This window comes from Streptomyces sp. URMC 124 (assembly GCF_051386455.1).
In the GTDB taxonomy this organism is placed as follows: Bacteria; Actinomycetota; Actinomycetes; order Streptomycetales; family Streptomycetaceae; genus Streptomyces.
Map to the genome: position 1 here is coordinate 1 of NZ_JBPQTS010000020.1, position 23,477 is coordinate 23,477.

General features: G+C 72.8%; 20 protein-coding genes and 1 tRNA gene. 9 read left to right on the plus strand and 12 right to left on the minus strand.

All coding sequences use genetic code 11. The annotated features are described in order from the left end of the window. Nucleotides 1-43: 43 nt before the first annotated feature. From ACSNOG_RS06340 to sbnA, 8 genes are all read right to left on the minus strand, one after another. A complete protein-coding gene (locus tag ACSNOG_RS06340; RefSeq protein WP_436751543.1) occupies nt 44-907 on the minus strand; it encodes a PAS domain-containing protein in 864 nt (287 codons plus the stop codon). Continuing rightward, entirely contained in the window at nt 897-1,652 is a 756-nt protein-coding gene (locus ACSNOG_RS06345) for a thioesterase II family protein (RefSeq protein ID WP_436751544.1), read from the minus strand. Before ACSNOG_RS06345 ends, ACSNOG_RS06340 begins: the two co-directional genes overlap by 11 nt. Then, on the minus strand, nt 1,645-1,878 hold the full coding sequence (locus tag ACSNOG_RS06350; RefSeq protein WP_436751545.1) for an acyl carrier protein: 234 nt from the start codon (nt 1,876-1,878) through the stop codon (nt 1,645-1,647). Before ACSNOG_RS06350 ends, ACSNOG_RS06345 begins: the two co-directional genes overlap by 8 nt. Nucleotides 1,879-1,894: 16 nt before the next feature. Continuing rightward, on the minus strand, nt 1,895-2,455 hold the full coding sequence (locus tag ACSNOG_RS06355) for a hypothetical protein (RefSeq protein ID WP_436751546.1): 561 nt from the start codon (nt 2,453-2,455) through the stop codon (nt 1,895-1,897). Between the two features lie 270 nt (nt 2,456-2,725). Beyond that, on the minus strand, nt 2,726-3,940 hold the full coding sequence (locus tag ACSNOG_RS06360; RefSeq protein WP_436751547.1) for an acyl-CoA dehydrogenase family protein: 1,215 nt from the start codon (nt 3,938-3,940) through the stop codon (nt 2,726-2,728). Beyond that, nucleotides 3,937-5,712 carry an amino acid adenylation domain-containing protein gene (locus tag ACSNOG_RS06365; protein WP_436751548.1) on the minus strand — a complete coding sequence of 592 codons (1,776 nt, stop codon included), beginning with the start codon at nt 5,710-5,712 and terminating at the stop codon, nt 3,937-3,939. The genes ACSNOG_RS06360 and ACSNOG_RS06365 overlap by 4 nt, the downstream gene beginning before the upstream one ends. Next, the gene (sbnB, locus tag ACSNOG_RS06370; protein WP_436751549.1) at nt 5,709-6,767 is read right to left on the minus strand and encodes a 2,3-diaminopropionate biosynthesis protein SbnB; all 1,059 of its coding nucleotides are present in this window, start codon (nt 6,765-6,767) and stop codon (nt 5,709-5,711) included. Before sbnB ends, ACSNOG_RS06365 begins: the two co-directional genes overlap by 4 nt. Beyond that, nucleotides 6,764-7,747, minus strand: a complete 984-nt coding sequence (gene sbnA, locus ACSNOG_RS06375) for a 2,3-diaminopropionate biosynthesis protein SbnA (protein ID WP_436751550.1) — start codon at nt 7,745-7,747, stop codon at nt 6,764-6,766. Before sbnA ends, sbnB begins: the two co-directional genes overlap by 4 nt. A gap of 353 nt (nt 7,748-8,100) precedes the next feature. Here sbnA and ACSNOG_RS06380 point away from each other — a divergent pair, with 353 nt between their 5' ends. Continuing rightward, nucleotides 8,101-8,892, plus strand: coding sequence for an AraC family transcriptional regulator (locus ACSNOG_RS06380; RefSeq protein ID WP_436751551.1), 792 nt, complete (start codon nt 8,101-8,103; stop codon nt 8,890-8,892). A gap of 22 nt (nt 8,893-8,914) precedes the next feature. On the opposite strand, the gene ACSNOG_RS06385 is transcribed toward ACSNOG_RS06380, so the two are convergent. Further along, nucleotides 8,915-9,106, minus strand: coding sequence for a hypothetical protein (locus tag ACSNOG_RS06385; protein WP_436751552.1), 192 nt, complete (start codon nt 9,104-9,106; stop codon nt 8,915-8,917). Nucleotides 9,107-9,194: 88 nt separating this feature from the next. Further along, nucleotides 9,195-10,448 (minus strand): MFS transporter, encoded by a 1,254-nt coding sequence (locus tag ACSNOG_RS06390; RefSeq protein WP_436751553.1) that lies wholly within the window; start codon nt 10,446-10,448, stop codon nt 9,195-9,197. A 54-nt stretch (nt 10,449-10,502) separates the two neighbouring features. On the opposite strand from ACSNOG_RS06390, the gene ACSNOG_RS06395 reads away from it, so the two are divergent. The 7 genes from ACSNOG_RS06395 to ACSNOG_RS06425 all read left to right on the plus strand — a co-directional run bounded on the left by ACSNOG_RS06395 (nt 10,503) and on the right by ACSNOG_RS06425 (nt 18,275). Continuing rightward, a complete protein-coding gene (locus tag ACSNOG_RS06395; protein ID WP_436751554.1) occupies nt 10,503-11,246 on the plus strand; it encodes an AraC family transcriptional regulator in 744 nt (247 codons plus the stop codon). 187 nt (nt 11,247-11,433) lie between these two features. Then, nucleotides 11,434-12,171, plus strand: a complete 738-nt coding sequence (locus ACSNOG_RS06400) for a methyltransferase domain-containing protein (RefSeq protein ID WP_436751555.1) — start codon at nt 11,434-11,436, stop codon at nt 12,169-12,171. Then, a complete protein-coding gene (locus tag ACSNOG_RS06405; protein ID WP_436751556.1) occupies nt 12,168-13,070 on the plus strand; it encodes a 1,4-dihydroxy-2-naphthoate polyprenyltransferase in 903 nt (300 codons plus the stop codon). Before ACSNOG_RS06400 ends, ACSNOG_RS06405 begins: the two co-directional genes overlap by 4 nt. A 92-nt stretch (nt 13,071-13,162) precedes the next feature. Further along, a complete protein-coding gene (locus ACSNOG_RS06410; protein WP_436751557.1) occupies nt 13,163-14,686 on the plus strand; it encodes a flavin-containing monooxygenase in 1,524 nt (507 codons plus the stop codon). Further along, a complete protein-coding gene (locus ACSNOG_RS06415; protein WP_436751558.1) occupies nt 14,673-15,125 on the plus strand; it encodes a DUF2834 domain-containing protein in 453 nt (150 codons plus the stop codon). The genes ACSNOG_RS06410 and ACSNOG_RS06415 overlap by 14 nt, the downstream gene beginning before the upstream one ends. A 253-nt stretch (nt 15,126-15,378) precedes the next feature. Then, nucleotides 15,379-16,476, plus strand: coding sequence for a PP2C family protein-serine/threonine phosphatase (locus tag ACSNOG_RS06420; RefSeq protein ID WP_436751559.1), 1,098 nt, complete (start codon nt 15,379-15,381; stop codon nt 16,474-16,476). A 296-nt stretch (nt 16,477-16,772) separates the two neighbouring features. Further along, complete coding sequence (locus tag ACSNOG_RS06425; RefSeq protein WP_436751560.1) at nt 16,773-18,275, plus strand: SulP family inorganic anion transporter; 1,503 nt, start codon at nt 16,773-16,775, stop codon at nt 18,273-18,275. 261 nt (nt 18,276-18,536) lie between these two features. On the opposite strand, the gene ACSNOG_RS06430 is transcribed toward ACSNOG_RS06425, so the two are convergent. Continuing rightward, nucleotides 18,537-18,610: transfer RNA gene (locus ACSNOG_RS06430), tRNA-Pro, on the minus strand. Between the two features lie 200 nt (nt 18,611-18,810). Between ACSNOG_RS06430 and ACSNOG_RS06435 the strand changes: the two genes are divergently transcribed. Beyond that, nucleotides 18,811-22,026 (plus strand): amidohydrolase family protein, encoded by a 3,216-nt coding sequence (locus ACSNOG_RS06435; protein ID WP_436751561.1) that lies wholly within the window; start codon nt 18,811-18,813, stop codon nt 22,024-22,026. Nucleotides 22,027-22,200: 174 nt separating this feature from the next. Here ACSNOG_RS06435 and ACSNOG_RS06440 read toward each other — a convergent pair whose 3' ends face one another. After that, nucleotides 22,201-23,373, minus strand: coding sequence for an MBL fold metallo-hydrolase (locus ACSNOG_RS06440; RefSeq protein ID WP_436751562.1), 1,173 nt, complete (start codon nt 23,371-23,373; stop codon nt 22,201-22,203). Between the last annotated feature and the right edge of the window lie 104 nt (nt 23,374-23,477).

A 23,477-nucleotide genomic window follows, 5' to 3' on the forward strand; every position in this document is an offset into this window, starting at 1 on the left:
CCCCCCCCCCCCCCCCCCCCCCCCCCCCCCCCCGCCCCGGTGATCAGGCCGGCCAGCCGAACGCGCTGATGGTGTCGCGGGCGCGGCCCGGCTCGGGGTCGTTGAAGACGAAGCAGCGGGTGTTGCTGACGCTGCCGCCCTCGGCCTGTGCCGTCGAGAAGATCAGGACCGGCCTCGGGGCCCCGTCCTTGGTGACGAAGTTGGCGCGGAAGTTGATGATCGGCGAGTCCTCGTCCCAGCGGGAGAGGAAGTCGTCGAGCAGGCCCTGGTCCTCGTAGATCTTGCGGATGTGGCCGCCGACGTACTCGGTCGGGGTCGCGGTGTAGTCGACCAGCGCGACATCCGCGGGGTTGGCGTGCATGACGTTGCCGTTGACCCCGATCAGGTGGATCGCCACCGGCGCCACCTGGTAGAACTCGCGCATCACCGCTTCCTTGTCCGGGGTGGGGGCCAGGGCGGGGTGGGCGCAGGCGTCGACCGCGCGGATCCAGGCGGTGGCGTCGGACAGGGCCGCGTCCTCGGTGCTGGTGCTGGAGACCGGCAGCCGCTCGCCGAGCTCGGGACGGCTCACCCAGTGGATGCGGGTGCCGGCGCCCTCGCCCGTCAGCACCGCGTTGACGCGGGCCGCGCGCTCCTTGCCGTCGGCGCTGCGGAAGGTGACCGCGGCGTGCTCGACCCGGCCTTCCTTCCGCAGCCGCTCCAGCAGGCCGGCCAGGTCCTCGCCCGTGCCGCCGGACGCGATCCGCTCGCCGAGGTGGGCGGTCTCGCCGCCCATGAGGACGGAGAGCGCCTTGTTGTGCAGGACGACGGCGCCGGAGCCGTCGGTCACCGCGATGCCCACCGAGCTGTTCCCGATGACGTCGATCAGCTGGTCGGTGGAGGGGATGGTGACGTTTTCAGCCGTCATTTCTTACTCCCAGGTCTGCTGAATTCGAATTCGGATTGCGATTCACGATCCTACCGATTGCCGCCGCTATTTCTTTCCGGCCGGACAGATAATAATCATGTCCGCCGTCGAATGTAAACATTCCCAGAAAAGGGCCGCCGGTAAAGCGTTTCCATTCGAGCATTTCCGCGGGCCGGGCAAAGGCGTCGGCGTGTCCGCAGAAAAGGGCGAGGGGTGCGCGGAGCCGTTGCCCCGCGGTCCGGTGCTCCCGGCGCATCCTCAGGTCCGCCAGCAGGCGGGCGCCCTCGGCGTCGCCCTCCCGGTCCGTGGCGCGCTGCTCCCGGCGCAGGGCCGCGAACGCGTGGACCACCAGGGAACGGGGAGGGCTGCCCGGCTCGCGGGAGCCCGACACCAGCAGGGTGGCGACCTCGGCCCCGCCGCCGGGCCGGGCTTCGAACAGGGCCGTGAGCTCGTAGGCGAAGAGCGCCCCCAGGCTGTGGCCGAACACGTGGAGCCGGCGTCCGGGGAGCAGCGCGCCGAGTTCACCGGCCCAGCGGCCCACCGCACTGTGCACGGAGGCGGGTGCCTCGTCGTGCGCCAGGCGGCCGCGGCCGGGTATTTCGCAGTGCACCGCCGGCAGCGCGGCCGGCAGCCGGGCCCCTATCGGCAGGTACGGCGTCGTGACGCTGCCGGCGGGCGGCAGGAAGACCACGACGTCGGCGGCCTCTTCGAGGCGTCCCTGGACGACCAGGGACGGTTCAGACATGGAGGAAGTTCTTCTCGATGCCCTTGAGGGTGCGGAAGGCATCGAGATCGACCTCGTCGGACTGCAGCATCGTGCCGCGCAGTTCCTCGACGTAGAGCACCAGTTCCACGAACTGCAGGGAATTGATGATCCGCGTCTCGATGATGTCGGTTTCCTGGTCCAGGTCCGTCAGGTCGGGATTGCGTTCGAGGATCCAGGAGCGCACGTCTGTCCAGCTCGCCGGCATAACCACTCCTTATTCTTCATTCTTCGTTCTGGGTGGCGAAGGCGTTGAACGCCGCGACCCGGTCGGCCACCTCGGCGATGAGGGCGAGGTCGCCGGGGCCGAGCGGGCCCCGGCGGTGCGCCGCGCCGCGCACGAGGACGAGGTGCCCGCCGGCGACGCCCCGGTAGTCCAGCGAGAGGGCCACCGCCGAGTCGGCCCCCCACGCGCGCAGCAGGTCGAGGTGGGCGGGGTCGGTCTGCCCGGCCAGCCCCTCGTGCCCGCTGATCACGAGCTGGGGACCGGCGTCCTTCAGGGCCAGGGCGCGCACGCCGTCCAGCGCCGCCGAGAACCCGTCCGGGGCCTGGACGACGGGGCCGGAGTGCGTGGCCGGCGCGTCCAGCGAGACCGCCGAGGCCATGAAGGGGACGCACGCCCTGGCCGCCGCCGGCACGACGTCGGCGGGGCCGGCGGTGTTCCGTATGGTGGCGCCGACGTGGGCGATGAACCCCAGGGATTCCTCGGCGGCCTTTCGGCCCGCGATGTAGCGAAGCGCGGTGGTCCAGTTCTCGGTGGAGTTTTCCGTGCTGTTTCCGGGCATGGTGGGCCCCTCCAGCAATTCGATTCGGGTGGGGTTCTCGATTCGACGTTAACGGGTTTTCCCCGGCCGGCACAAGGATTTCACCGGGGCCGTTCGACGAATTCGGTAATTCATTTGCCGTGCGGATTCACGGCAGGCCGGGGCGACAATGCTGCATTTCTGCATTTCTGCATTTCCGTGTCGCCACGCCGCTGCGTGGCTGCATTCCCTGTTCCGGCGCGGCAGCGGGCGCGGAACGGCTGCAGGGGGCGCCAAGCGCCCGTGGGCGGGTCAGGCGAAGCTGACGTCCGGGTCGAGCAGGCAGAGCTGCCCGTCCGCCAGGTGCAGGCGGTCGTTGCTGTAGTTCAGCGCTGCCGAGCGCAGGTCGCGCAGGGCCTTCTCCAGCCGGGTGGGCGAGTCCTGGAGGTATCCGTGCCGCAGGCCGACGGCGTCGACCAGGTCGTTGACGGCCGCGTAGCACTCCTCGGCCGCGGTGATCTTGAGGTTGTTCAGCAGCAGCTGGATCCCCGGGGCGGACAGGTCGCCCTCCCCCGCCACCAGCTCCTGCGTGCGGCGCAGCAGGGCGTGGACGCCGTCGAGCCGCTGCCGCGACCGGGACAGCCGGGTCAGGAACAGCTCCGAGCCGAGGTCGAACCGCTTGCGGACCTTGGGGTCGCGCAGCAGGTGCAGGACCCGGGACAGGGCGCCGCAGGCCGTCCCCAGCCAGGCCGCCGACCAGCCGATGTGGGCCAGTGGCCCGAACACGCCCTGGGCGATCCGGTGGAAGGCGCCGTGCTCGCCGAGCACCTGGTGGGCCGGGACGCTGCCGGTGAGCGTCAGCGGAAGGCTGTGGCTGGCCCGCATGCCCATCGGGCGCCACTGCCCGGTGGACTCCACGCGCAGTTGCCGGCGGTGGGCGTACACCAGGGAGACGTGGTGGTCCGCGGTGGCCTGCGGGCTGCGCATCGTGATGAGGAAGCCGTCCGCCACGGTGCCGCCGGTCACGATCGGCGCGGTCCGGTCGATCTCCAGGGTGCCGCCGGCCTCGGGCATCGGGGCGTACGACTTGAACAGGTGGCCGCCCTTGCCGGGTTCGGTGGTGACCGAGGCGAGGTAGAGGTCCCCGGACGCCAGCAGGGGCAGCAGCTCCTCGCGCAGCGGCGACGTCGCGTAGCGCACGATCGCCTCCGACTGCTGACAGTGCATCGCGAAGATCATCGCCACCGACATGTCGGTGCGCCCCAGGACCATGCTGACGTCGACGAAGTCGGCGAGGGTGCCGCCGAGGCCTCCGTCGGCGGCGGGGACGAGGAGGCCGAGCAGCCCGGTCCGGCGCATCTCCGCGAGCGCCTTCTCGGGGAAGACCGCGTCGCGTTCGGTGCGGGCGAGGTCCTGTTCGGCGACGCGGGCCACGGAAGCGGCGCGTTCGGCCGGGCTCGGTGCGCCGGGCGCCGGTTCGCCACGATCCGCCGGGGTCCCGGTCTTCTTCACGGCTGCTGTGGTCATCGCGCCTCTTTCCGTGGGGTGGCGGCGGCCGCCTGCAGCGACCGGTGGTCGGTCTTTCCGTTGGGGGTGAGGGGCAGTGCGTCCCACTGCCGCCAGCGCCGCGGCACCATCGCCGGGGGCAGGGCCGCGGCCAGGGCCTCCTCCAGCGCCTCCGGCCGCACCGGCTCGCGCGGGCAGTAGTGGCCGACCAGCTCGGCGAGGTCGCCCTCGCCGGACACCGTGACGGCGCACCGGTCGACGGCGGGGTGCCGGCGCAGGACGGCTTCGATCTCGTCGAGCTCCATGCGCACGCCCGCGACCTTCACCTGCCGGTCGCCGCGGCCGAGGTAGTGCACGAGCCCGTCGTCGAAGCGGGCGAGGTCGCCGGTGCGGTAGAGCCGCCCGGTCGCCGAGGCCGGGTCGAAGGGGTCACGGAAGAAGGCGCGGTCGGTGGTGGCGGGGTCGTTGAGGTAGCCGAGCCCCACGCCGGTCCCGCCCACGAACAGCTCGCCGCTCTCCCCCGGTTCGGCCGCCCGCCACGTGCCGTCCGCGCCGTGCACCAGCAGGTAGAGGGCGGTGTTGAGGACGGGCGAGCCGACCGGGAGCCGGGGGCGGGCCAGGTCGGCGGAGGTCACCAGGTGGTGGGTGACGTCGTCGGAGCACTCGGTGGGCCCGTAGGCGTTGATCACGGCCACGTGCGGGAGGCCGTCGAGGACCCGGGCCGCCACGGCGGGGTGGAGCTCCTCGCCCGTGGACAGCAGCCGGCGCAGCTGCTGCAGCAGGCCGCCGCCCAGGCGCCGCGTCTCGTCGACGAGCCAGCCGACGACGGTGGGGACGAGCTCGACGACCGTCACCCCGGTGGCGTCGAGGGTGGTGACGAGCCGGCGCGGGAAGCGCACGGCGCCGTCGTCGACCACCACGAGGCGGCCGCCGGCCAGCAGCGGGCAGAGCATCTGCCAGATCGAGATGTCGAACACCAGCGGGGCGGTGAAGGCCACGACGTCGTCCGGTCCCAGGGACAGGTCGGCGACCTTGGCCCGGAGGTGGTTGAGCATGCCCTGGTGCTCGACCGTGGCGCCCTTGGGGCGGCCGGTGGTCCCCGAGGTGAAGATGGTGTAGCGGGTCTCGTGGGAGCGGTCGGCGGTGGTGCGGGGCAGGGGCGCGGCGGACGTGCCCTCCGCCGGCGGCCGCAGCGCCGGGACCCCTTCGGCCGCGGCGGCCGCGACGGCGGCATGGGCGGTACTGCCCGCGGCGCCGCCCGCAGTGCCGCCCGCAGTGCCGCCTGCGCCGCCGCCCGCGCCGGAGTAGTCCAGCAGCAGCGCGGCCCGGCTGCGGTCCAGGACGTCCCGGACCCGGACCTCGGGCCAGCCGGGGTCGACGGGCAGGTAGGAGGCGCCCAGGCTCTCCAGGGCGAGGAAGACGACGGGCGTGGCGGTGCTGCGCGGTCCCACCGCGGCGACCACGTCGCCCGCGTGCACGCCCCGGGAGACCAGCGCGTCACGCATCGCGGCCACCCGCTCCAGCAATTCGCCGTAGCTCAGCGTCCGTTCGCCCTCGGTGACGGCCGGGCGGCCGGGGTCCTGCTCGGCGTGCCGGATGACGTGCTCCAGTACTCCGGTCCGTGTGTCCGCGTCCCGGCCGGCCTTGCGCAGGGCCAGGGCGTTCGCCCGGGCCACCGCGCCGGGGGCCAGGGGGAGTTCGGCGCGGACCTGCACGGCCCCGAACGGCTCCCGGCCGGTCTTCCCGTGTGCCTTCTGCGGCTTGTGGTCCGTCTTCTGCGGCGTCGTCGTCATCGGGCCACCGCCTCCGCATCCGGGCTGCCGTGCCGCTTGAGGTCGTGGAAGAAACCGTCGACCACGGAGAGTTCGCCCTGCTCCCGGGCCCGGGTGAAGACGTGTTCGCCGACCGCGAGGTCGAGCACGCCGAGGCCGAAGGGCGAGAAGACAACGGTGCGGTCGCCGGGGACGGCGGTCCTGCCGGTGAGGACGTCGTAGAGCGTGCCGTGCAGGAAGTCCCGGCCGCCGGTCAGCTGCTCGGCGAGGTGCACCGAGGTGTTCGCTTTGAGGACGTGCTCGACGTCGTCGACGATGTTGACGCTGTCGAGGACGACGTCGGTGCCGAGGTCCCGCAGCGACACGTGCAGCACCAGCGGGTGGTGGGCGAACCAGGACGGGTCGAGGAGGTGCGGGGCAGCCGCCGTGGTGGCGCAGACGACCACGTCGCAGGAGCGGACGAGTTCTTCCGCGGAATCGTGGACGCGCACGCCCGCCCCGCCGGCCGTGCCGCTCAGGTAATCCGCGAAACCTCGGGCGTAATCCGGCGACAGGTCGTGGACGCCGAATTCCTCGGGCGTCCGGCCGAGAACGGACAGATAGGTGTGCAGATAGCGGGCGATGAGCCCGGTGCCGAGATATCCCACGCGGCGCACGGGGCGGTCTCCGATGAGGGCCCGGGCCGCGACCGCGGCGGACGCCGCCGTACGTACCGCGCTGATGATGGAGCTCTCCAGGCAGGCGTACGGATAGCCGGTGACCGGGTCGTTCAGAACGAGCACGGCGGAGGCGCGGGGAATTCCGCGGGCCAGGTTGGAGGGAAAGCTGGATATCCACTTGATGCCGTCCACCGGACGGTCGCCGCCGACCGATGCGGGCAGCGCGATGATGCGGGCGGTGGGCCGGTCGGGAAAGCGGAGGAAGTACGAGGGCGGGTTTATCGTGCGGGCCTCGCCGTGCAGGAGGTAGGCCTTTTCGACGAGCTCGGTGATTTCCCGCTGCCGGCCGTCGAGCACCCGGTGCACCGTACGGCCCGGGACGACGGAGAATTCTGGGATTTCGGCCTGGTCGCTCAAGGGTTCTCCAGGAGTGAGTGGACGTCCTCGGGGCCGTAGTGACGGGTGACCCACGTGTCGTCGTAGATGGTGTCGACGTAGCGCTCGCCCAGGTCGGGGGCGATGGCGACGGCGGTGCGGGCGGACGTGCGGTGCCGGGCGAGCCACCGGGAGGCGGCGGTGACGACCGTGCCCGAGGAGCCGCCCAGGAGCATCCCGCGCGCGGCGAGGCGGCGGCAGGTGCGGATGGTGTCGATCTCGCGGACGCGGATGACGTCGTCGACGAGGTCGCCGGTGAGGTCCGGGTCGATCAGCGGCATGGGGGTGCCGGCCCCGAGCCCGGGGATGTGCCGTGGCCCCGGGGTTCCTGCGAAGCTGACCGAGCCGACGCTGTCGACGGCGATGATGCGCACCCCGGGCCGGTGTTCGCGGAAGTAGCGCGCGCAGCCCATGAGGGTGCCGCCGGTGCCCGCGCCGACGAAGAGGGTGTCGAGGTCGGGGAAGTGCTTGGCGATGAGGGGGGCGGTGTTCTCGTGGTGCGCCGCCCAGTTGGCCGGGTTCTCGTACTGGTTGAGCCAGACGCAGGCGGGGTCCTCCCGGCAGCGCTGTCGTACGTACGCCTTGCGGGCGGCCAGGTAGCCACCGGTCGCATCGGGTTCGCCGACGATCACGACCTCGGCCCCGAGGGCCCGCATGAGGTTGACCGTGGCGGGGTTGCAGTTGGGGTCGGTGACGCAGACGAAGCGCAGCCCTTTCGACGCGGCGGTCACGGCCAGGGCCACGCCGAGATTGCCGGAAGAGGACTCGATCAGGATGGAATCGGGGCCGATGACGCCCTCGCGTTCCGCGGTGGCGACCATCCATGCGGCCGGTACGATTTTTATGGATCCGGCGAAGTTGAAGCCTTCGCATCTGAGGTGGAGCGGTATGCCGAGAGTGGGACGCAGATCGATGTAGACATCACTCTCGAGCAGCTCGTGGGCAGCGGTGATGAAGGTCATGCGTTGCGTTCACTTCCATTCGTTCGCATGGATCGCCGAAACAATCCACGGCAAAGCGAGTCGTGGTCCGCAGGGCATGCTGGATCGGCCCGGACCACATCATGTGTCGCACGGTGCGGAAAGGGCGATGAATGGACGCGCTGAAGCTCTCAGAATGGAATGTGCGGGCTCGGCCGGCGCGGCACCGCCGGTCTCCCCGTACCTTTATCCGGCTGGTCGTGGCCGGATGATGCCGAAGGCGCGAGAACGCGCCCGGAATAACGTCGTGGAATCCGTTCGAATGTCTTTCTGCACCCCCCTGCCCTGGAGCTTCTCAAAACCGTCTGTTCAGTCGGTAGTGAATAATCGGCCAGGTGATACTTTATAACGGCCATGATCAAGATGTCGTCCGCCGTTTCGTCCTGCGCCCGGACGAGACCGTCCCCCCGCACCGGCACGAGCAGACCCAGGTCGTCGTCCCGCACACCGGCGTCCTGGCCGTGATCACGACAGTGGGAACGTGGGTCGTCGCCGCCCCGGACCGCGCCGTCGTCATCCCGCCGGGACTCGAGCACTCCCACCGCGCCCACACCCGCAGCCTCGTGTCGACGATCATGCTGGCCTACCCGCCGATGCGGGCCAGGACCGGCGAGCGACCCACGGTGGTGAACCTGACCCCGCTGGCCCGGCACGTGCTGACCGCCCTGTCGGAACCCGACCGTCCGGCCCGGATGCGCTCCGCCCTGGAGAACGTGCTGCGCTACGAACTCCGCAGCGAGAAGCACCAGTCCAACGCGCTCTCGCTGCCCACCCCCCGCGATCCGCGGCTGCTGGCGCTGAGCAGTTCACTGATCCACGCCCCCGCCGACGGCCGCAGCCTCGACGACCACGCACGGGACCTGGGGACCAGTCAGCGCACGCTGCGCCGGCTGATCAAGGCCGAGCTCGGGATGTCCTTCCCCCAGTGGCGCACCCTCGTCCGCCTGGTCGCCTCACTGGCGCACCTCGCCAACGGCGAGTCGATCACCAATACGGCCCACCTGTGCGGCTTCACCTCGCCGAGCGTGTTCATCGCCCGCTTCAAGGAGTTCGTCCACGTCACGCCCGGCGCCTACCGGGACCGGATGCTGGCGTCCGCGGCGGAGGCCGGTCACGCCCCGCCGTGAGCCGGACCTCTCCGTGGGCTCCTCAGAGGTCTTCCGCACCGGTGAAAGCAGCCAGCTCGCCCCCGCGGAGGACGACCAGCGCATCACAGGAGCAGCGGCAGTACTCGACTTCGCCTTCGGACGTGGAGTGCGCCGACAGCAGCCGCCAGAAGGGCTGCCGTTGAGCAGCCGGACAGCCCCAGCTCGACAGCGGGCACGCGTCCTGCAGTGACATCCTCGGCAAGCCTCTCGGATCTGCGGAAGCGGAAGCTCCCGCGGCCGGCGGGCGGGCGGCGTCCACGGCGTCATCGGCGTCGCCGGCGTCAACGGGGGTTCCGCCGCGCGGAGGAGAGCCCGGTCCCGGGGGTGTCCACGGCCTGTTGCAGCGGTTCCGGTTCCGATGCGTTCAGCGGTGCCGGAACCGATGACTCCGGCTTGGGCGCGACCGGCTCGGGGAGGGTCCGGAAGAGCAGCCAGGCCAGGGCGGGCATCGCGATCAGCGGGGCCAGGGCGGTCTGCAGGGAAGTGGCGTCGGCGATGCTGCCGAGGACCGGGCTGACGAGGCCGCCGATGCTGACGGTCAGGCCGAGGGTGATCCCGCTGGCGGTGCCGACGCGCGACGGGAGGTAGTCCTGGCCCAGGGTGACCTGCAGGGAGAAGGGGATGTAGAGCCCGGCCGAAGTGAGGGCCACGAACGGGTAGATCAGCGGGCCGGGGGCGTACACGATGCCCGCGACGGCGGCGACCGTCATCAGGTACGCCCCGCGCACGACGGTGACCCGGTCCCACCGGTTGGCCAGGTTGCCGCCCAGCACGGTGCCGACCGCCCCGCCCAGGTAGAGCACGCACAGGGCCGCGGTGCCCGCCGCCGTACCGCCGCCCGCGCGCTGCTGCGTGTAGAACGAGATGAACGTGCTGAGGCCGATGAAGACGATCGACCGGCAGACCACGGCCAGCGCCAGCTTCACGAACGACGCCTTGTCGTCGGCGCCGGCCGAGGCAACCGCCTTGCGCGCCCCGGTCCCTGACGTCCCGGCCAGCATGCGCACGACGAGGAGGCACAGCACGCTGCCGGCGAGGGCGGGCAGCACGAACAGCGGCGTCAGGCGCAGCCCTCCGGCGGCCATGACCCCGGCGACCATCAGGGGGGCGACGGCGAAGCCGAGGTTGCCGCCGAGGGAGAACCAGCCCATCGCGGTGTGGCTGCCCTTGCTGGCGACCCGCGCGACGCGGGCGGACTCGGGGTGGTAGGCGGCGACGCCGACCCCGGAGACGGCGACGAAGACCAGCGTCAGCGCGTAGGACCCGCCGAGGCCGCTCAGGGCGATCCCCAGCCCGCCGAGGAGCGTGCTCAGCGGGAGCAGCCAGGGCATGGCCCACCGGTCGGTGAGCACGCCGAACAGCGGTTGCGCCACGGAGGACAGCAGCGACGCGGCGAGCACGATGCCGGATGCCGCGGCATAGGTGTAGTCGCGCTCGGCAACGAAGAACGGCACGAGCGCGGCCACCGCACCCTGGTAGACGTCCACACAGGCGTGACCGACCGACAGGAGGAGGATCGCTTTGTTCCTTGGCACTTCATCATGGTCACCGCTCGGCGCCCTGTCGCACTTCCGATAATCTGCCAATCGATGAAGAACATCCGCCATGAGCCGGTCGCGCCGACCCGTATGCAGTGGCTGGCGCCGGGAGCCGCCATCGACGCCCACCGCCACGACGACCACCAGATCGTCTACGCCGCCCGCGGGGTGCTGGCCATCACCACCGACGCGGGCTCCTGGATCGCCCCGGCCACCCGCGCCATCTGGGTGCCCGCCGGGACCGTCCACGCCCACCAGGCGCACGGCGGGCTCGACCTCCACCTCGTCGGCCTGCCCGCGACCGACAACCCGCTCGGGCTGGACGAGCCGACCGTGCTGACCGTCGGCCCGCTGCTGCGCGAGCTGATCCTCGCGTACACCCGCTCGCCGGACGACGACAGCCCCGAGCGCGGGCGCCTGCGGGCCGTCCTGCTCGACCAGTTGCGGGCATCTCAGCAGGAGCCCGTGCACCTGCCCGCCCCCACCGCCCCCCGGCTCAAGGCGCTGTGCGCGATCCTGCAGGCCGACCCGACCGACGACCGCACGCTCGCGGCGCTGGGCAAGGAGGTCGGCGCGAGCGACCGCACCCTGTCCCGGCTCTTCAAGTCCGACCTCGGCATGACCTTCCCGCAGTGGCGCACCCAACTGCGCCTGTACCACGCCCTGATCCTGCTGGCGGAGAACACCCCGGTGACGGCCGTGGCCCACCTGTGCGGCTGGTCGTCGGCCAGCGCCTTCATCGACGTCTTCCGCCGCGCGTACGGCCACACTCCCGGCTCCCACCAGCTTCGTTAGCGAAGGCCCGAAGCGAAGGCCCGGAACAGAACCTGACGGGTGGCCCCGAACGGAACCTGACGGGTTATGGGGTCATCGGGGCGCACTTCCTGGTGCCCGCAGCGGCACTCTCCCTAGCCTTTCGAGCCAAAGATGCGGCTCGGAACCCACCCCCCGGACGGTGGCTGTGGCTGGGAACGGACGACGTGTGGCTGGGAACGGACGACGTTTCATCACCGACTACGACGGTCTCGCCGACCAGTGGTGGGATCCGCGCGGGGCGCTCGCGCCGCTGGGCTGGATCGCACGGGCCCGCGCCGGCTTCGTGCCCGACCCCCGTCCCGCACCCGGGCCCGCTTCCGGTACCGAGGGGCGGCCCCGCCTGCTGGACGTCGCCTGCGGAGGCGGCCTGTTCGGTCCGCACCTGGCCGGCAAGGGGTACCGCGTGATCGGCGTCGACCTGTCGGCCCTGGCGCTGCGGGAAGCCCGGCAGCACGGCTACGACGCGGTCCTGCGGGCCGACATCACCCGGCTTCCCTTCACCGACGCGTCCTTCGACGTCGTCACGGCCGGGCAGTGCCTCGAACACGTTCCGGACCCGTTCCTCGTGGTGTCGGAGCTGTGCCGGGTCCTGCGCCCCGGCGGCACGCTGATCGTCGACACCATTCCCGACACCGGGCTCGCCCGGTTCGTCGCCATCACCCTCGCCGAGAACCTCCCCCTCCCGGGCAGGCCCGCGCGGGGCACTCACGACCACCGCCTCTTCGTCAACCGGCAGCGGCTGGTCCGGGTCGCCCGGGCGCACGGCGTGGAGCTCCGGCTGCTGGGGCTGCGCCCGCACCTGCGCGACCTGGCCCGATACCTCGTCAGACGACGCGAGGAGGTTCGTATGATCCCCACCAAGTCCACCGACGTCCTCTACCTGGGCGTGGGGACCAAGCGATGAGCGCCCAGGTGACCGCCCGTCAGCGGCCGGCTTCCGGCGCGGTGCGGACATGGGTGACCGGCGCCCGGCTGAAGACCCTGCCCGTGACCCTGGCCCCGATCGCGGTGGGTACGGGAATCGCCCACTCGCTCGGCCAGACCCTCTGGTGGCGCACCGCCCTGACCCTGCTGTTCATGCTCGGCTTCGTCATCGGCACGAACTACTTCAACGACTACAGCGACGGCATCCGCGGCACCGACGACGAGCGGCTCGGCCCCTCCCGGCTGGTCGGCTCCGGACAGGCCTCGCCCCGGCAGGTGCTGCGCGCCGGAACGGCCCTGTACGCCGTGGCGATCGTGACCGGCGTGGCCATGGCCGTGGCGATCTCGTGGTGGATGCTTCCCGTCACGGCGTACTGCGGGCTCGCCGGCTGGTTCTACACCGGCGGCCCCCGGCCCTACGGCTACCGGGCGCTGGGCGACCTGAGCATCTTCCTGTTCCACGGCGTCGTCATCGTGTGCGCCACGGCGGGCGTCCAGCTGGGTCACGTGCCCCCGCTCGCCCTCGGAGCGTCCGTGCCCATGGGCCTGCTCGCCTGTGCGCTGCTCACGACGAACAACCTGCGCGACATCCGGACCGACGCGGCCTCGGGGAAGATCACCGTCGCGGTGCTGCTGGGCGAGAAGCGGACCCGGGTCTACTACGGGCTGTGCGTCGCCGCCGCCTTCGCGTCCGCGGCCCTGCTGGCCACGGCCCGCCCCTGGGCCCTGCTCGTGGTCGCCGCCGTCCCCTCCGCCGTCTTCCCGCTGCGGCGGGTGCTGAGCGGGGCGCGCGGACGCGACCTGATACCGGCGCTGGAGCACACGTGCCTGCTGCTGCTCGCGTTCGGGGCCCTGCTGGCGATCGGTCTGTCCCTGTGACCGGGCGGCGGGGCGCGCCCGGGAAGGGCCGGAGGGACACACCGGCGAACACACCGGGGAGCATGCCGGGGAGCACGCCGAGGAGCACGCCGGTGGCCCCCGACCACGAAGTGCTGGTGATCGGCGCCGGATTCGCCGGCATCGGCGCGGCGATCGGCCTGCGCCGGGCCGGCATCGAGGACTTCGCCGTCCTCGACGAGCAGGACGGCGCCGGCGGCTCCTGGCACGCCAACAGGTACCCCGGCATCGCCGTGGACATCACCGCCTTCTCCTACTCCTTCGCCTTCGAACCCTTCCCGTCGTGGTCCCGGGCCTTCCCGCCCGGTGCGGAGCTGAAGGCGTACGCGGAGCACTGCGTCGACAAGTACGGCCTCCGGTCCCGTCTGCGCCTCAACGCGAGGGTGGTGCGGGCCGCGTACGACGAGCCGGAGCACCGGTGGCGGGTGTCCCTGGCGGACGGGACGTCGCTCACGGCGCGGTTCGTCATCTGTGCCACCGGCTGGCTCACCAAGCCGAAGGCGCCGGACATCGAAGGGCTGGACCGGTTCAAGGGCGACGTCGTGCACACCGCGACGTGGGACCACTCGCTGGAACTCGCCGACCGGAGCGTGGGGCTGATCGGCACCGGCGCCTCGGCCGTACAGCTGATCCCGGAGATCGCGCCGCGGGTGGAACACCTCCACGTCTACCAGCGCACCCCGATCTGGGTCTTCCCCAAGCCGGACCTCGCGTTCCCCGGAGCGCTGCGCCGGCTCTTCCGTGCGGCGCCGTGGACGCAGCGGGCGATCCGCCTGGTCACCGACACCGCGACGGAGGCCGGCTTCGTGATCGCCATGATCCACTACCGCCGGTTCCCCTTCCTGGTGAAGGCCGGCGAGGCGGCGTCCCGCCGCTACCTGCGCCGCCAGGTCGGCGGCGACCGCGAGCTGATGGGCAAGCTCCTTCCCGCGTACCGGCTGGGCTGCAAGCGGCCGTCGTTCGGCAAGGGCTACTGGCGCGCCTTCACCCGCGACAACGTCTCCCTCGTCACCGAGCCCATCGAGCGGATCACCGAGACCGGCATCCGCACGGCGGACGGCGAGGAGCAGCGGTTCGACGTCCTGGTGCTGGCCACGGGGTTCCGGACGCTGGAGAACCTGCCCCCGTTCCCCACGCACGGCGCGGGCGGACGCGAACTCGGGGAGTTCTGGCGCACCGAGCGCTTCCAGTCCTACGAGGGCACGTCGGTCAAGGGCTTCCCGAACCTGTGGTTCATCGTCGGGCCGTACTCCTTCACCGGCGGTTCGTGGTTCGGGATGATCGACTACCAGGTCACCCACGCGCTGCGGGTGATCGGCGAGGCCCGGCGGCGGGGCGCCACGGAGGCGGCCGTCCGCCCGGAGAAGCACGACGAGTCCTTCCGCAGGGCCCTGCGGCGGCAGCCGTACACGGTCTTCTCCCACGGGAGTTGCCGCCGCTCCAACAGCTACTACTTCGACGAGCGCGGGGACGCGCCGGCCGTCCGCCCCGCCAGCACCTACGAGGCCGCGTGGCGGGCCCGGCACTTCGACCTCGACGACTACTGCTACGACCACCCTCGTGACCGGCCTGGAGGCCCGCGTGATGCGACTCGGTGATGTGCGGGGCAGGGACCGCGCGCTGTGCGTCTTCTACGCGCTGTTCGCGCTCGGCGGCGCCCTCGCCATGGGAGCACTGGCCGTCGCCTTCGTCCGGCAGAACGCGGACGCCGGCGCGCTCGGCGTCATCCGGAACTTCCTGCGGGACGCGACGACCAACCTGGCGTCCCGGTTCATCTACGCGGATCTGGTGCTGATCTGGCTGGGCCTGTCCGCCTTCATGATCGTCGAATCGCGGCGGCTCGGGATCCGGCACGTGTGGGCGTACATCGTCGGCGCCCCGGCACTGGCGCTGTGCGCGAGCTTCGGAGTCTTCATGTACGTCCGCCAGCTGAAACTCGCGACCGCCGGCAAGGAACGACCGGCCGCCGCCGGCGCGGCGGCCCGCGAGGTGGTGAGCGGGGCGGGCCGCGAGACGGTTGGCGGGGCGGGGCGCTGAGGGCGCCACGCCCCGGCGCAGGGGTGCAGGGGCGCAGGCCCGGCTGCCGGGCGGCACGAATCCGTACCCCTACCGCATGTCGATGCCGGTCCCGCCCGGACGCTCCGCGCAGACGACCGGCACGGGCCCGCACAGGGGGCGACGGCGGCGCCCCGGTCTCGAACGGCCTGCTCGCCGGGCGAGTACCCCAGGTGGGGGTAGCCAACAGCCAAAAGGCCCCATTTATCCATATTGCCTGGATATGCTATGCATCATGGTCAAGCCTGGACAGCTGCGCCTCCGTAGTCCCCACGGCCCGGGGCCCCTCGTGCTGCTGTCCCCGGTGATCCTGACCGTGGTCATCGCCGGCCTGGCGTACTCCACGCCTCCGGACATGGCCTTCAGCCGGATCCTGCCCGCCGCCCCCGCCCTCGCGGCCGCCATGTGGCCCGTGCTGCCCACCGTGCTGCTCGGCACGGTCTGCTTCCTGCTCATGATCGGCCTCAGCCTCGTGTTCCCCGGCCTGGGCGCCTGGTACACGGTGGCGGGCATCGTCGCGGTCACCGTGGCGGCCGCCTACGGAAGCCACGTCCGCCTCCAGCGGGAACAGGCCCTCTTCCAGGTCCGGCTCGTCGCCGACGCGGCGCAGAAGGTGGTCCTGAGCCCGATGCCGCGCCGCTTCGGAGGCATCCAGATCGAAGCGCTCTACCTCGCCGCCGCCGCGGAGGCCCGCATCGGCGGGGACTTCTACGAGGCGGTCACCACGCCGTACGGCGTCCGGCTGCTGATCGGCGACGTGCGGGGCAAGGGGCTGGCCGCGGTGGGAACGGCCGCGGCGGTGGTCAACTCCTTCCGGGAAGCCGCCCACGACGAGCCCGACCTGGGCGGCATCGCCCGCCGCCTGGAAGCCAGCAGCAGCCGCTACAACGCCTCGTTCCCCCCTGACGACCTGATGGAGCGCTTCACCACCGCCGTCCTCGTCGAGATCCCCTCCGAGGACGGCCGCATCCGCATCCTCAACTGCGGGCACCCCCCGCCGCTGCTCCTGAGCCGCGACGGGCTCCGCGTCCTCAACCCCTCCTCCCCCTCGCCGCTGCTCAACCTCGCGGACCTGATCGGCGATTGCTACAGCATCGACTCCTTCGACTTCACCCCGGACGACCAGCTCCTCCTCTACACGGACGGCGTCACCGAGGCCCGTGACCGCGACGGCAGGTTCTTCCCCCTGGCCGAGTGGATGCGCCGCCAGCCCCCGGCCCGCCCCCGCGAACTCCTGGACGGCCTGCACCGCGACCTCCTCCGCTTCAGCAACGGAGGCCTCGACGACGACATCGCCGCCCTCGCCGTCTGCCTGCGCATCAACCAGCCCTGACCCACCGGCCCGCCGACCCGGCCCGGGAGCCGGCCGGCACGGACGCCGGCCACGGCCGCGGAGCCGGGCCGTTAGAATCGAGGCGGGCGAGGCCGCCCGGGGCCGAGCGCCTGCCGGACCCGCCGGAGATCCACCCGACGCCTGCCGGCCCGGCGTCTCCCGGCCCGACCCGCCCGGGGCCGCCCGTGAGTGACGCCCCGGCCGCGCCCTCCACGCCGTCCCGCGCACCCCGGGGCCGCCGATGCGGCGGATCACGCACCGGGGGTGTGCCCGAGTTACGACAGGTACCTGCCTTCTTGTCTTCTTCCGCGCTCTCCCCCGCCGCGCGCCTGCGCGCCCTGCGTCCCGACTGGCTGGGCGATCCGAAGGTGTGGCGCACCGAGGTCCTGGCCGGTCTGGTCGTCGCACTCGCGCTGATACCCGAGGCGATCTCCTTCTCGGTCATCACCGGGGTGGATCCGGCGATCGGGCTGTTCACCTCGTTCACCATGGCGGTGACCATCGCCTTCGTCGGCGGCCGCCGGGCGATGGTCTCCGCGGCGACCGGTGCCGTGGCCCTGGTCATCGCCCCGCTCAACCGTGAGCACGGCCTGGGCTACCTGCTGGCCGGCGTCATCCTCGCCGGCGTCTTCCAGGTGGCCCTCGGCGCGCTCGGGGTGGCGAAGCTGATGCGGTTCGTCCCCCGGTCCGTCATGGTCGGCTTCGTCAACGCGCTCGCGATCCTCGTCTTCATGGCCCAGGTGCCCGAGATGCGGAACGTGCCGTGGGCCGTCTACCCGCTGATCGCCGGAGGCCTGGCGCTGCTCGTGCTCCTCCCGCGGATCACCACGGCCGTGCCGGCCCCGCTGGTCTCCGTCGTCGCCCTCACCCTGATCACCGTGGCCGCGGGCATCGCGGTGCCGACCGTCGGCGACAAGGGCGAGCTGCCGTCCTCACTGCCCGTGCCGGGCCTGCCGGACGTGCCCTTCACCCTCGACACGCTCACCACCGTCGCCCCGTACGCCTTCGCGACGGCGCTGGTCGGCCTGATGGAGTCGCTGATGACGGCGAAGCTCGTCGACGACATCACCGACACGCCCTCCTCCAAGACCCGCGAGTCCGTCGGCCAGGGCATCGCCAACATCGTCACCGGGTTCTTCGGCGGCATGGGCGGCTGCGCGGTGGTGGGCCAGACGATGATGAACGTGAAGGTCTCCGGTGCCCGCACCCGCCTGTCCACGTTCCTGGCCGGCGCCTTCCTCCTGGTGCTGTGCCTGGCGCTGGGTCCGGTCGTCTCCGAGATTCCCATGGCCGCCCTCGTGGCCGTCATGATCATGGTGTCGATCGCGGCGTTCGACTGGCACTCCGTCGCCCCGAGGACGCTGAAGCGGATGCCTGCCGGGGAGATCACCGTCATGGTCGTCACCGTCGCCTGCGTCGTGGCGACGCACAACCTCGCGATCGGCGTCGTGGCCGGCTCGATCACCGCGATCGTCGTCTTCGCCAAGCGCGTCGCCCGCCTCGCCGACGTCACCGCCGTCACCGACCCCGACGGCACGTCCGTGGTCTACCGGGTGACCGGCGCGCTCTTCTTCGCCTCGTCCAACGACCTCGTCGGCCGGTTCGACTACGCGGGCGACCCGGACAAGGTCGTCATCGACCTCTCCGCCGCCCACATCTGGGACGCCTCTTCCGTAGCCGCCCTGGACGCCATAGAGAACAAGTACGCACAGCGCGGCAAGACCGTCGAACTCACCGGCCTCAACGACCCCAGCGCCGCCCTCCACGACAAACTCAGCGGCGAACTCACCCCCCACTGACCGGGCTCGGCCACGCCCCACCCGACCGGCCGGGTCGGGGCCGGCTCGTACCGCAGCGGCTCCAACGGTCCCGGTCCGCCCTGCCGGGTCCGCCGCAAGCCCTCCGCGCGGTTGCCGGTGGGCACGGTCAGGTCAACGCGCCGGCGAATCCGCACAAGGAGGGCCTGATGGTGCGTCTCGGACCTGACAGGCGTCGGAGGAGCCCATGCGAAAAGCCCCCGACCTGCGGTTTCCCGCTTGTCAGAGGCTTCGCTCACCGTGTCGGGACGGCGGGATTTGAACCCACGACCCCTTGACCCCCAGTCAAGTGCGCTACCAAACTGCGCCACGTCCCGGTGCTTGTCCGGCCCGGGCTTTGCCCTTGCCGACCGCGCATGAGAACAATACCGCACTTCACGGGGTGATCGCGCACGGCTTTCATGGGGCGGTAAGGGGCATATACCCCTTTTGTTCGCGTTGGTGGGTTCAGGCGGCGACTCCTCCGCCGTGCGGTGTTGACCGCGCGCCCGTCCCCCGTGGGACCATCGGGCTCCCGATGCCGCTCGCGCCACGCGACAACTCCCCTGCCGCAGGAGGACAGTTGGCCACCTCGGACGTTCCGGAACCGTGTTCGCTCCCTTCCTCGCCCTCTTCCCCTCCCTCCTCCCTCTCGCGGCGCAGGTTCCTGCAGGCCGCGGCCGGCACCGCCCCGGCCACCGCCACCAACGGGGCGGCGAGCCTGTCGCCCACCGGGGACCGGCTGGTCGCCGAGGTGCAGAACGTGCTGTGGTCGCTGCCCCGCAAGGGCGGGGACGCCGTCGCGATCACCCCGGCCGACCTGGAGCCGACCCGGCCCGTGCACTCTCCCGACGGCCGGCTGCTGGCCGTCTGCGCCTTCCGGGGCGGCGGCTTCCACCTCTGGACGCTGCGGCCCGACGGCAGCGGGCTGCGGCAGCTCACGGACGGGCCGTGGGACGACCGCGGGCCCGCCTGGTCGCCCGACGGCACGCGGATCGCGTTCGCGTCCGAGCGGGGCGGCGACCCGGTGGCGGGCAGCCCGTACCGGGTGTGGGTGGTGGACGTCCGCAGCGGCGCGCTCGCGCAGGTCACCGGGGTGAGCGGGCAGGAGGGGCCGCTGCAGGACGGCGCGTGGGAGGACTTCGACCCCGTGTGGTCGCCGGACGGCTCGCGGCTGCTGTTCGTCCGCGCCCGCGTCGCGGGGACCGCCCTGGAGGCCCGGACCGTCGCGTCCGCGCCCGCCGACGGGCGCGGGCCGGTGCGGGCCGAGCACACCGAGACCGAGGCCGCGCAGATCATGACCCCGGCCGTCGCGCCGGACGGGCGCCTGGCCTACCTGCGTACGACCGCCGCGCCCAAGGCCGGCTGCGTCCTGGTCGTGGACGGCGCGCCCGTCCCGGTCGACGGGGATGTCGAGCCCGTCCCGCCCCGCTGGATCTCGGCCGACGAGCTGCTCCTGACCGTCGGCGGCACCTTCCGGATCGTCCGCCCGAAGACGCCGCAGGACGCCCGCGTCATCCCCTTCCTCGGCCGCCTGCCCGTCGCCCGGCCGCGCTACCGCACCAAGCGCTACGACCTGGGCAGCGGCGGCGGCGTGCACGGCGTCCGCTCCCTGCACCTGCCGGCCCTCTCGCCCGACGCCCGCCGGGTCGCCTTCGCCGCGCTCAACGCGCTCTGGGTCGCCGACGTCGCGGGCGGGCACCCGCCGCGCCGCGTGGTGACGTCCGATCCCACGCGCTACGTCTACGGGCCCGTATGGAGCCCCGACGGCCGGTCCCTGGTCTACGCCGACGACCGCGGCGGGCTGCTCGCCGCGCGCCGTCACGACCTCGCCTCCGGCGAGGAGACCGAGCTGGCCGGGGGCGGCCGCGCCTACCCCGTGCTGTCGCCGGACGGCCGGCGGCTGGCCGCCCTGGACCTGGCCGGCGCGCTCGTGGTGCGCGACCTCGCCGCCGGCACTGACCGGGTGCTCGCGTCCGCGATGGGCGGCGGCGGGCTCCCGGGCAGACCGAGCTGGTCCCCGGACGGGCGGTACCTCGCCCTGTGCGACCGCAACCGGCTCAACCAGCGCTTCCGCGAGGGGTACAACCTCATCCGGGTCGTCGACGCGGCCGACGGCAGCGCACGCCTGCACGCGCTCGCCCCGCACGTCTCGATCGCCGACCGCTACGACTGCGGGCCCGTCTGGTCGCCCGACGGCCGGCACATGGCGGTGATCTCCGAGTCCGCCCTGTGGCTGATGCCCGTGCGGCCCGACGGCACCCCCGACGGCGAGCCCCGACGCCTCACGGACGGCGCGGCCGATCACCCCTCCTGGTCCGGGGACTCCCGGAAGATCCTCTACCTGGCCGCCGACGGCCGGCTGCGGCTCCTCGACGTCCACGACGCCTCCACCCGGACGATCCGCATCCCCCTCGACTACCGGCGCCCGGTCCCCGCCGGCACCGTGGTGCACGCCGGCCGGTTCTGGGACGGCACCGGCGAGGCCGTCCGCGAGGACGTCGACCTCGTGGTCCGCGGCGGGCGGATCGACGCCGTCGAGCCCCACCGGGCGCGGCGCGCGGCCGTCCGCACCGTCGACGCCTCCTCCGGCACGGTGATCCCGGGCCTGTGGGACACCCACACCCACCCGTACCAGAACACCTACGGCGGCCGGCAGACCGCCCTGCAGCTGGCCTACGGGATCACCACCGCGGTCTCCTTCGGCGGCGGTGCCTACGAGCAGGCCCGCATCCGCGAGGCCGTGGCGGCGGGCGAGCTGGCCGGGCCGCGGCTGCTGACGACCGGCGAGCTGCTCGACGGCTCGCGCGTCGCGTACAGCATGGGCCGGGCGCACCGCACCCGCGAGGGGTTGCGCCGGTCGCTGTCCCGCGCCGCCGCCCTCGACTGGGACTTCGTCAAGACGTACGTGCGCGCGCCCGGCTGGGTGATGGAGGAGGCGGCCCGCTTCGCGCACGAGCGGCTCGGCGTCCGCGCCGGCAGCCACCTCCTGTCGCCGGGCGTCCAGCTCGGGCAGGACCTGACCACCCATCTGCAGGCCACGCAGCGGCTGGAGTTCGGCCACGCCACGACCGCGTCCGGGCGCGCCTACCAGGACGTGGAGGAGATCTACACGCGCGGCGACTTCCACCTCGTCGCCACGCTCTTCACCTCGGTGCCGCTGCTGGGCGAGGCGCCGGCCCTGGCGCTGGACCCGCGGGTGACGAAGCTGATGCCGCCGTGGGACCTGGAGGTCGTCCGCCGGACCGCGGCCGCCCCGCCGACCGCCGACCAGCTGGCCACGCTCGAACGCGAGATCGGGGTCTACCGCCGGGTCCTGGCGGGCGGCGGCACCGTGGCTCTGGGGACGGACGCGCCGCTGGTGCCCGTGGGCCTCGCCCTGCACCTGGGGCTGCGCGCCCTGCACCGCTACGGGCTGTCCGCGGCGCAGGCGCTGCGCACGGCGACCGTGCTGCCCGCGCGGCTCTTCGGCGCGGACCGGGACCTGGGCACGCTGGAGCCCGGCAAGCTCGCGGACGTCACGGTGGTGGACGGCGACCCGTTCGCCGACTTCGACGCCCTGGTGCGGACGGTTTCGGTGCTGCGCGGCGGGGTGCCGTTCGAGGCGGCGCGGCTGGTCTCGGCGTACGACGCGCACGACGCGGCCGGCGCGGTTGCGGCGCCGGCCGGGGTACGGGCCGCCGCCGACGCGTGGCTCGCCGTCTCACGGCAGCTCCGGCGCGACTCCTGCTGCGACGTGGAGCTGCACCTCTGAGAGCGCCGTACCCCGCGCGGCCGCGCAGCCCCCGGAGCCCGGGCCGGTCCGGTATCGCCGACCACGTCGCGGGGGTTGCGCGCCGCTGCGGCGGCAGAGGGGCTGCAGCGTCGGCCCCTTCCCTCCCGCTACGGTGACACATCCCCCGGTGCGGGGCCGGGCCCGGCCCCGCGCTCAGGCCCGCAGGGACACCTTCGGCCTCGCGGTGCCGGCTGCCGCCGTCTCCTCGGCCGCCGCCGGACGTACCGCCACCGCCCGCCACCAGGGATCGTCCGGCAGCCCGTCCACCGGTTCGAACGGCTGCCCGGGGCGCGGGACCGCGATCCGGGCCCCGTGGCGCTCGGCGGCGGTGACGGAGCCCTCGGCGGGCTCGTCCCAGGGGTGCGGGGCGAGGTTGAAGGTGCCCCAGTGGATGGGGAGCATGACTCCGTGCGCGGCGTCGCCCTGCAGATCGGCGTGGGCCTGCATGCCCTCGTCCGGTGTCATGTGGATGTCCGGCCAGAACTCGGAGTAGGCGCCGATCTGGATCATCGTGGCGTCGAACGGTCCGTACTGCGCGCCGATGTCCGCGAAGCCGGGGAAGTAGCCGGTGTCGCCGCTGTGGAAGATCCGGTGCGCGGAGCCGGCGACGACCCAGGAGGCCCACAGGGTGTGCTGGGTGTTGCGCAGCGCTCTGCCGCAGAAGTGCCGGGCGGGGGTGGCGGTGAAGGAGAGCCCGGCCACGAGGGCCGACTCGTGCCAGTCGAGTTCGGTGATGCGCCCGGCCGGCACCCCCCAGTGTTCGAGGTGGGCGCCGACGCCCAGCGGTACGACGAAGTGCGCGCCGGTGCCGCGCGACAGGGCCCGTACGGTCGCCATGTCGAGGTGGTCGTAGTGGTCGTGGGAGATGACCACGGCGTCGACGGGCCCGGTCTCCCGCAGCGGCACCGGCACGGGGTGCAGGCGCTTGGGGCCCGCGAAGGCGAAGGGTGAGCAGCGCTCCGACCAGACGGGGTCGAAGAGCACGCGGGCGCCGTCGATCTCGGCGAGCACGCTGGAGTGGCCCATCCAGGTCAGCCGCAGCCCCGAGGCGGCGGGGACGGCGAGGTCGGCCACGGTGGTCGGGTGGACCGGCACGGTGCCGGCGGGTGCCCGGCGGGCGCGCTGCTCCGCGCGGAAGTAGGTGGGCAGGAACTTCAGCATGGCGGCGGAGGGCGTGCGCTCGGCGCCGACGGGGTTGGTGAACACCCCGTCCACGAAGTTCGGTGACCGCCGGATGCGCGCCATCCGCTCCCCGGACGGGTCCGCCCCGAAGGCGGCCGGGCGCAGGGCGTCGAGCGGTGAGCTGGTCGGGCGGGAGCCGGTCACGGCACCTCCAGGGCGAATACGGCAGGTCATGCCATTATCTGCCTGCGCCCGGCGGGCTCGCGGCGGCCCCTGCCCGGCGGCCGGGCCGCCTTTTCCCGGGGCGC

What these genes read in the sequence shown, in the direction of transcription:
- ACSNOG_RS06340 (WP_436751543.1), bottom strand. Translation starts at nt 907, where the DNA reads ATGACGGCTGAAAACGTCACCATCCCCTCCACCGACCAGCTGATCGAC.
- ACSNOG_RS06345 (WP_436751544.1), bottom strand. Translation starts at nt 1,652, where the DNA reads ATGTCTGAACCGTCCCTGGTCGTCCAGGGACGCCTCGAAGAGGCCGCC.
- ACSNOG_RS06350 (WP_436751545.1), bottom strand. Translation starts at nt 1,878, where the DNA reads ATGCCGGCGAGCTGGACAGACGTGCGCTCCTGGATCCTCGAACGCAAT.
- ACSNOG_RS06355 (WP_436751546.1), bottom strand. Translation starts at nt 2,455, where the DNA reads ATGCCCGGAAACAGCACGGAAAACTCCACCGAGAACTGGACCACCGCG.
- ACSNOG_RS06360 (WP_436751547.1), bottom strand. Translation starts at nt 3,940, where the DNA reads ATGACCACAGCAGCCGTGAAGAAGACCGGGACCCCGGCGGATCGTGGC.
- ACSNOG_RS06365 (WP_436751548.1), bottom strand. Translation starts at nt 5,712, where the DNA reads ATGACGACGACGCCGCAGAAGACGGACCACAAGCCGCAGAAGGCACAC.
- sbnA (WP_436751550.1), bottom strand. Translation starts at nt 7,747, where the DNA reads ATGACCTTCATCACCGCTGCCCACGAGCTGCTCGAGAGTGATGTCTAC.
- ACSNOG_RS06385 (WP_436751552.1), bottom strand. Translation starts at nt 9,106, where the DNA reads ATGTCACTGCAGGACGCGTGCCCGCTGTCGAGCTGGGGCTGTCCGGCT.
- ACSNOG_RS06395 (WP_436751554.1), top strand. Translation starts at nt 10,503, where the DNA reads ATGAAGAACATCCGCCATGAGCCGGTCGCGCCGACCCGTATGCAGTGG.
- ACSNOG_RS06405 (WP_436751556.1), top strand. Translation starts at nt 12,168, where the DNA reads ATGAGCGCCCAGGTGACCGCCCGTCAGCGGCCGGCTTCCGGCGCGGTG.
- ACSNOG_RS06415 (WP_436751558.1), top strand. Translation starts at nt 14,673, where the DNA reads ATGCGACTCGGTGATGTGCGGGGCAGGGACCGCGCGCTGTGCGTCTTC.
- ACSNOG_RS06420 (WP_436751559.1), top strand. Translation starts at nt 15,379, where the DNA reads ATGGTCAAGCCTGGACAGCTGCGCCTCCGTAGTCCCCACGGCCCGGGG.
- ACSNOG_RS06435 (WP_436751561.1), top strand. Translation starts at nt 18,811, where the DNA reads ATGCCGCTCGCGCCACGCGACAACTCCCCTGCCGCAGGAGGACAGTTG.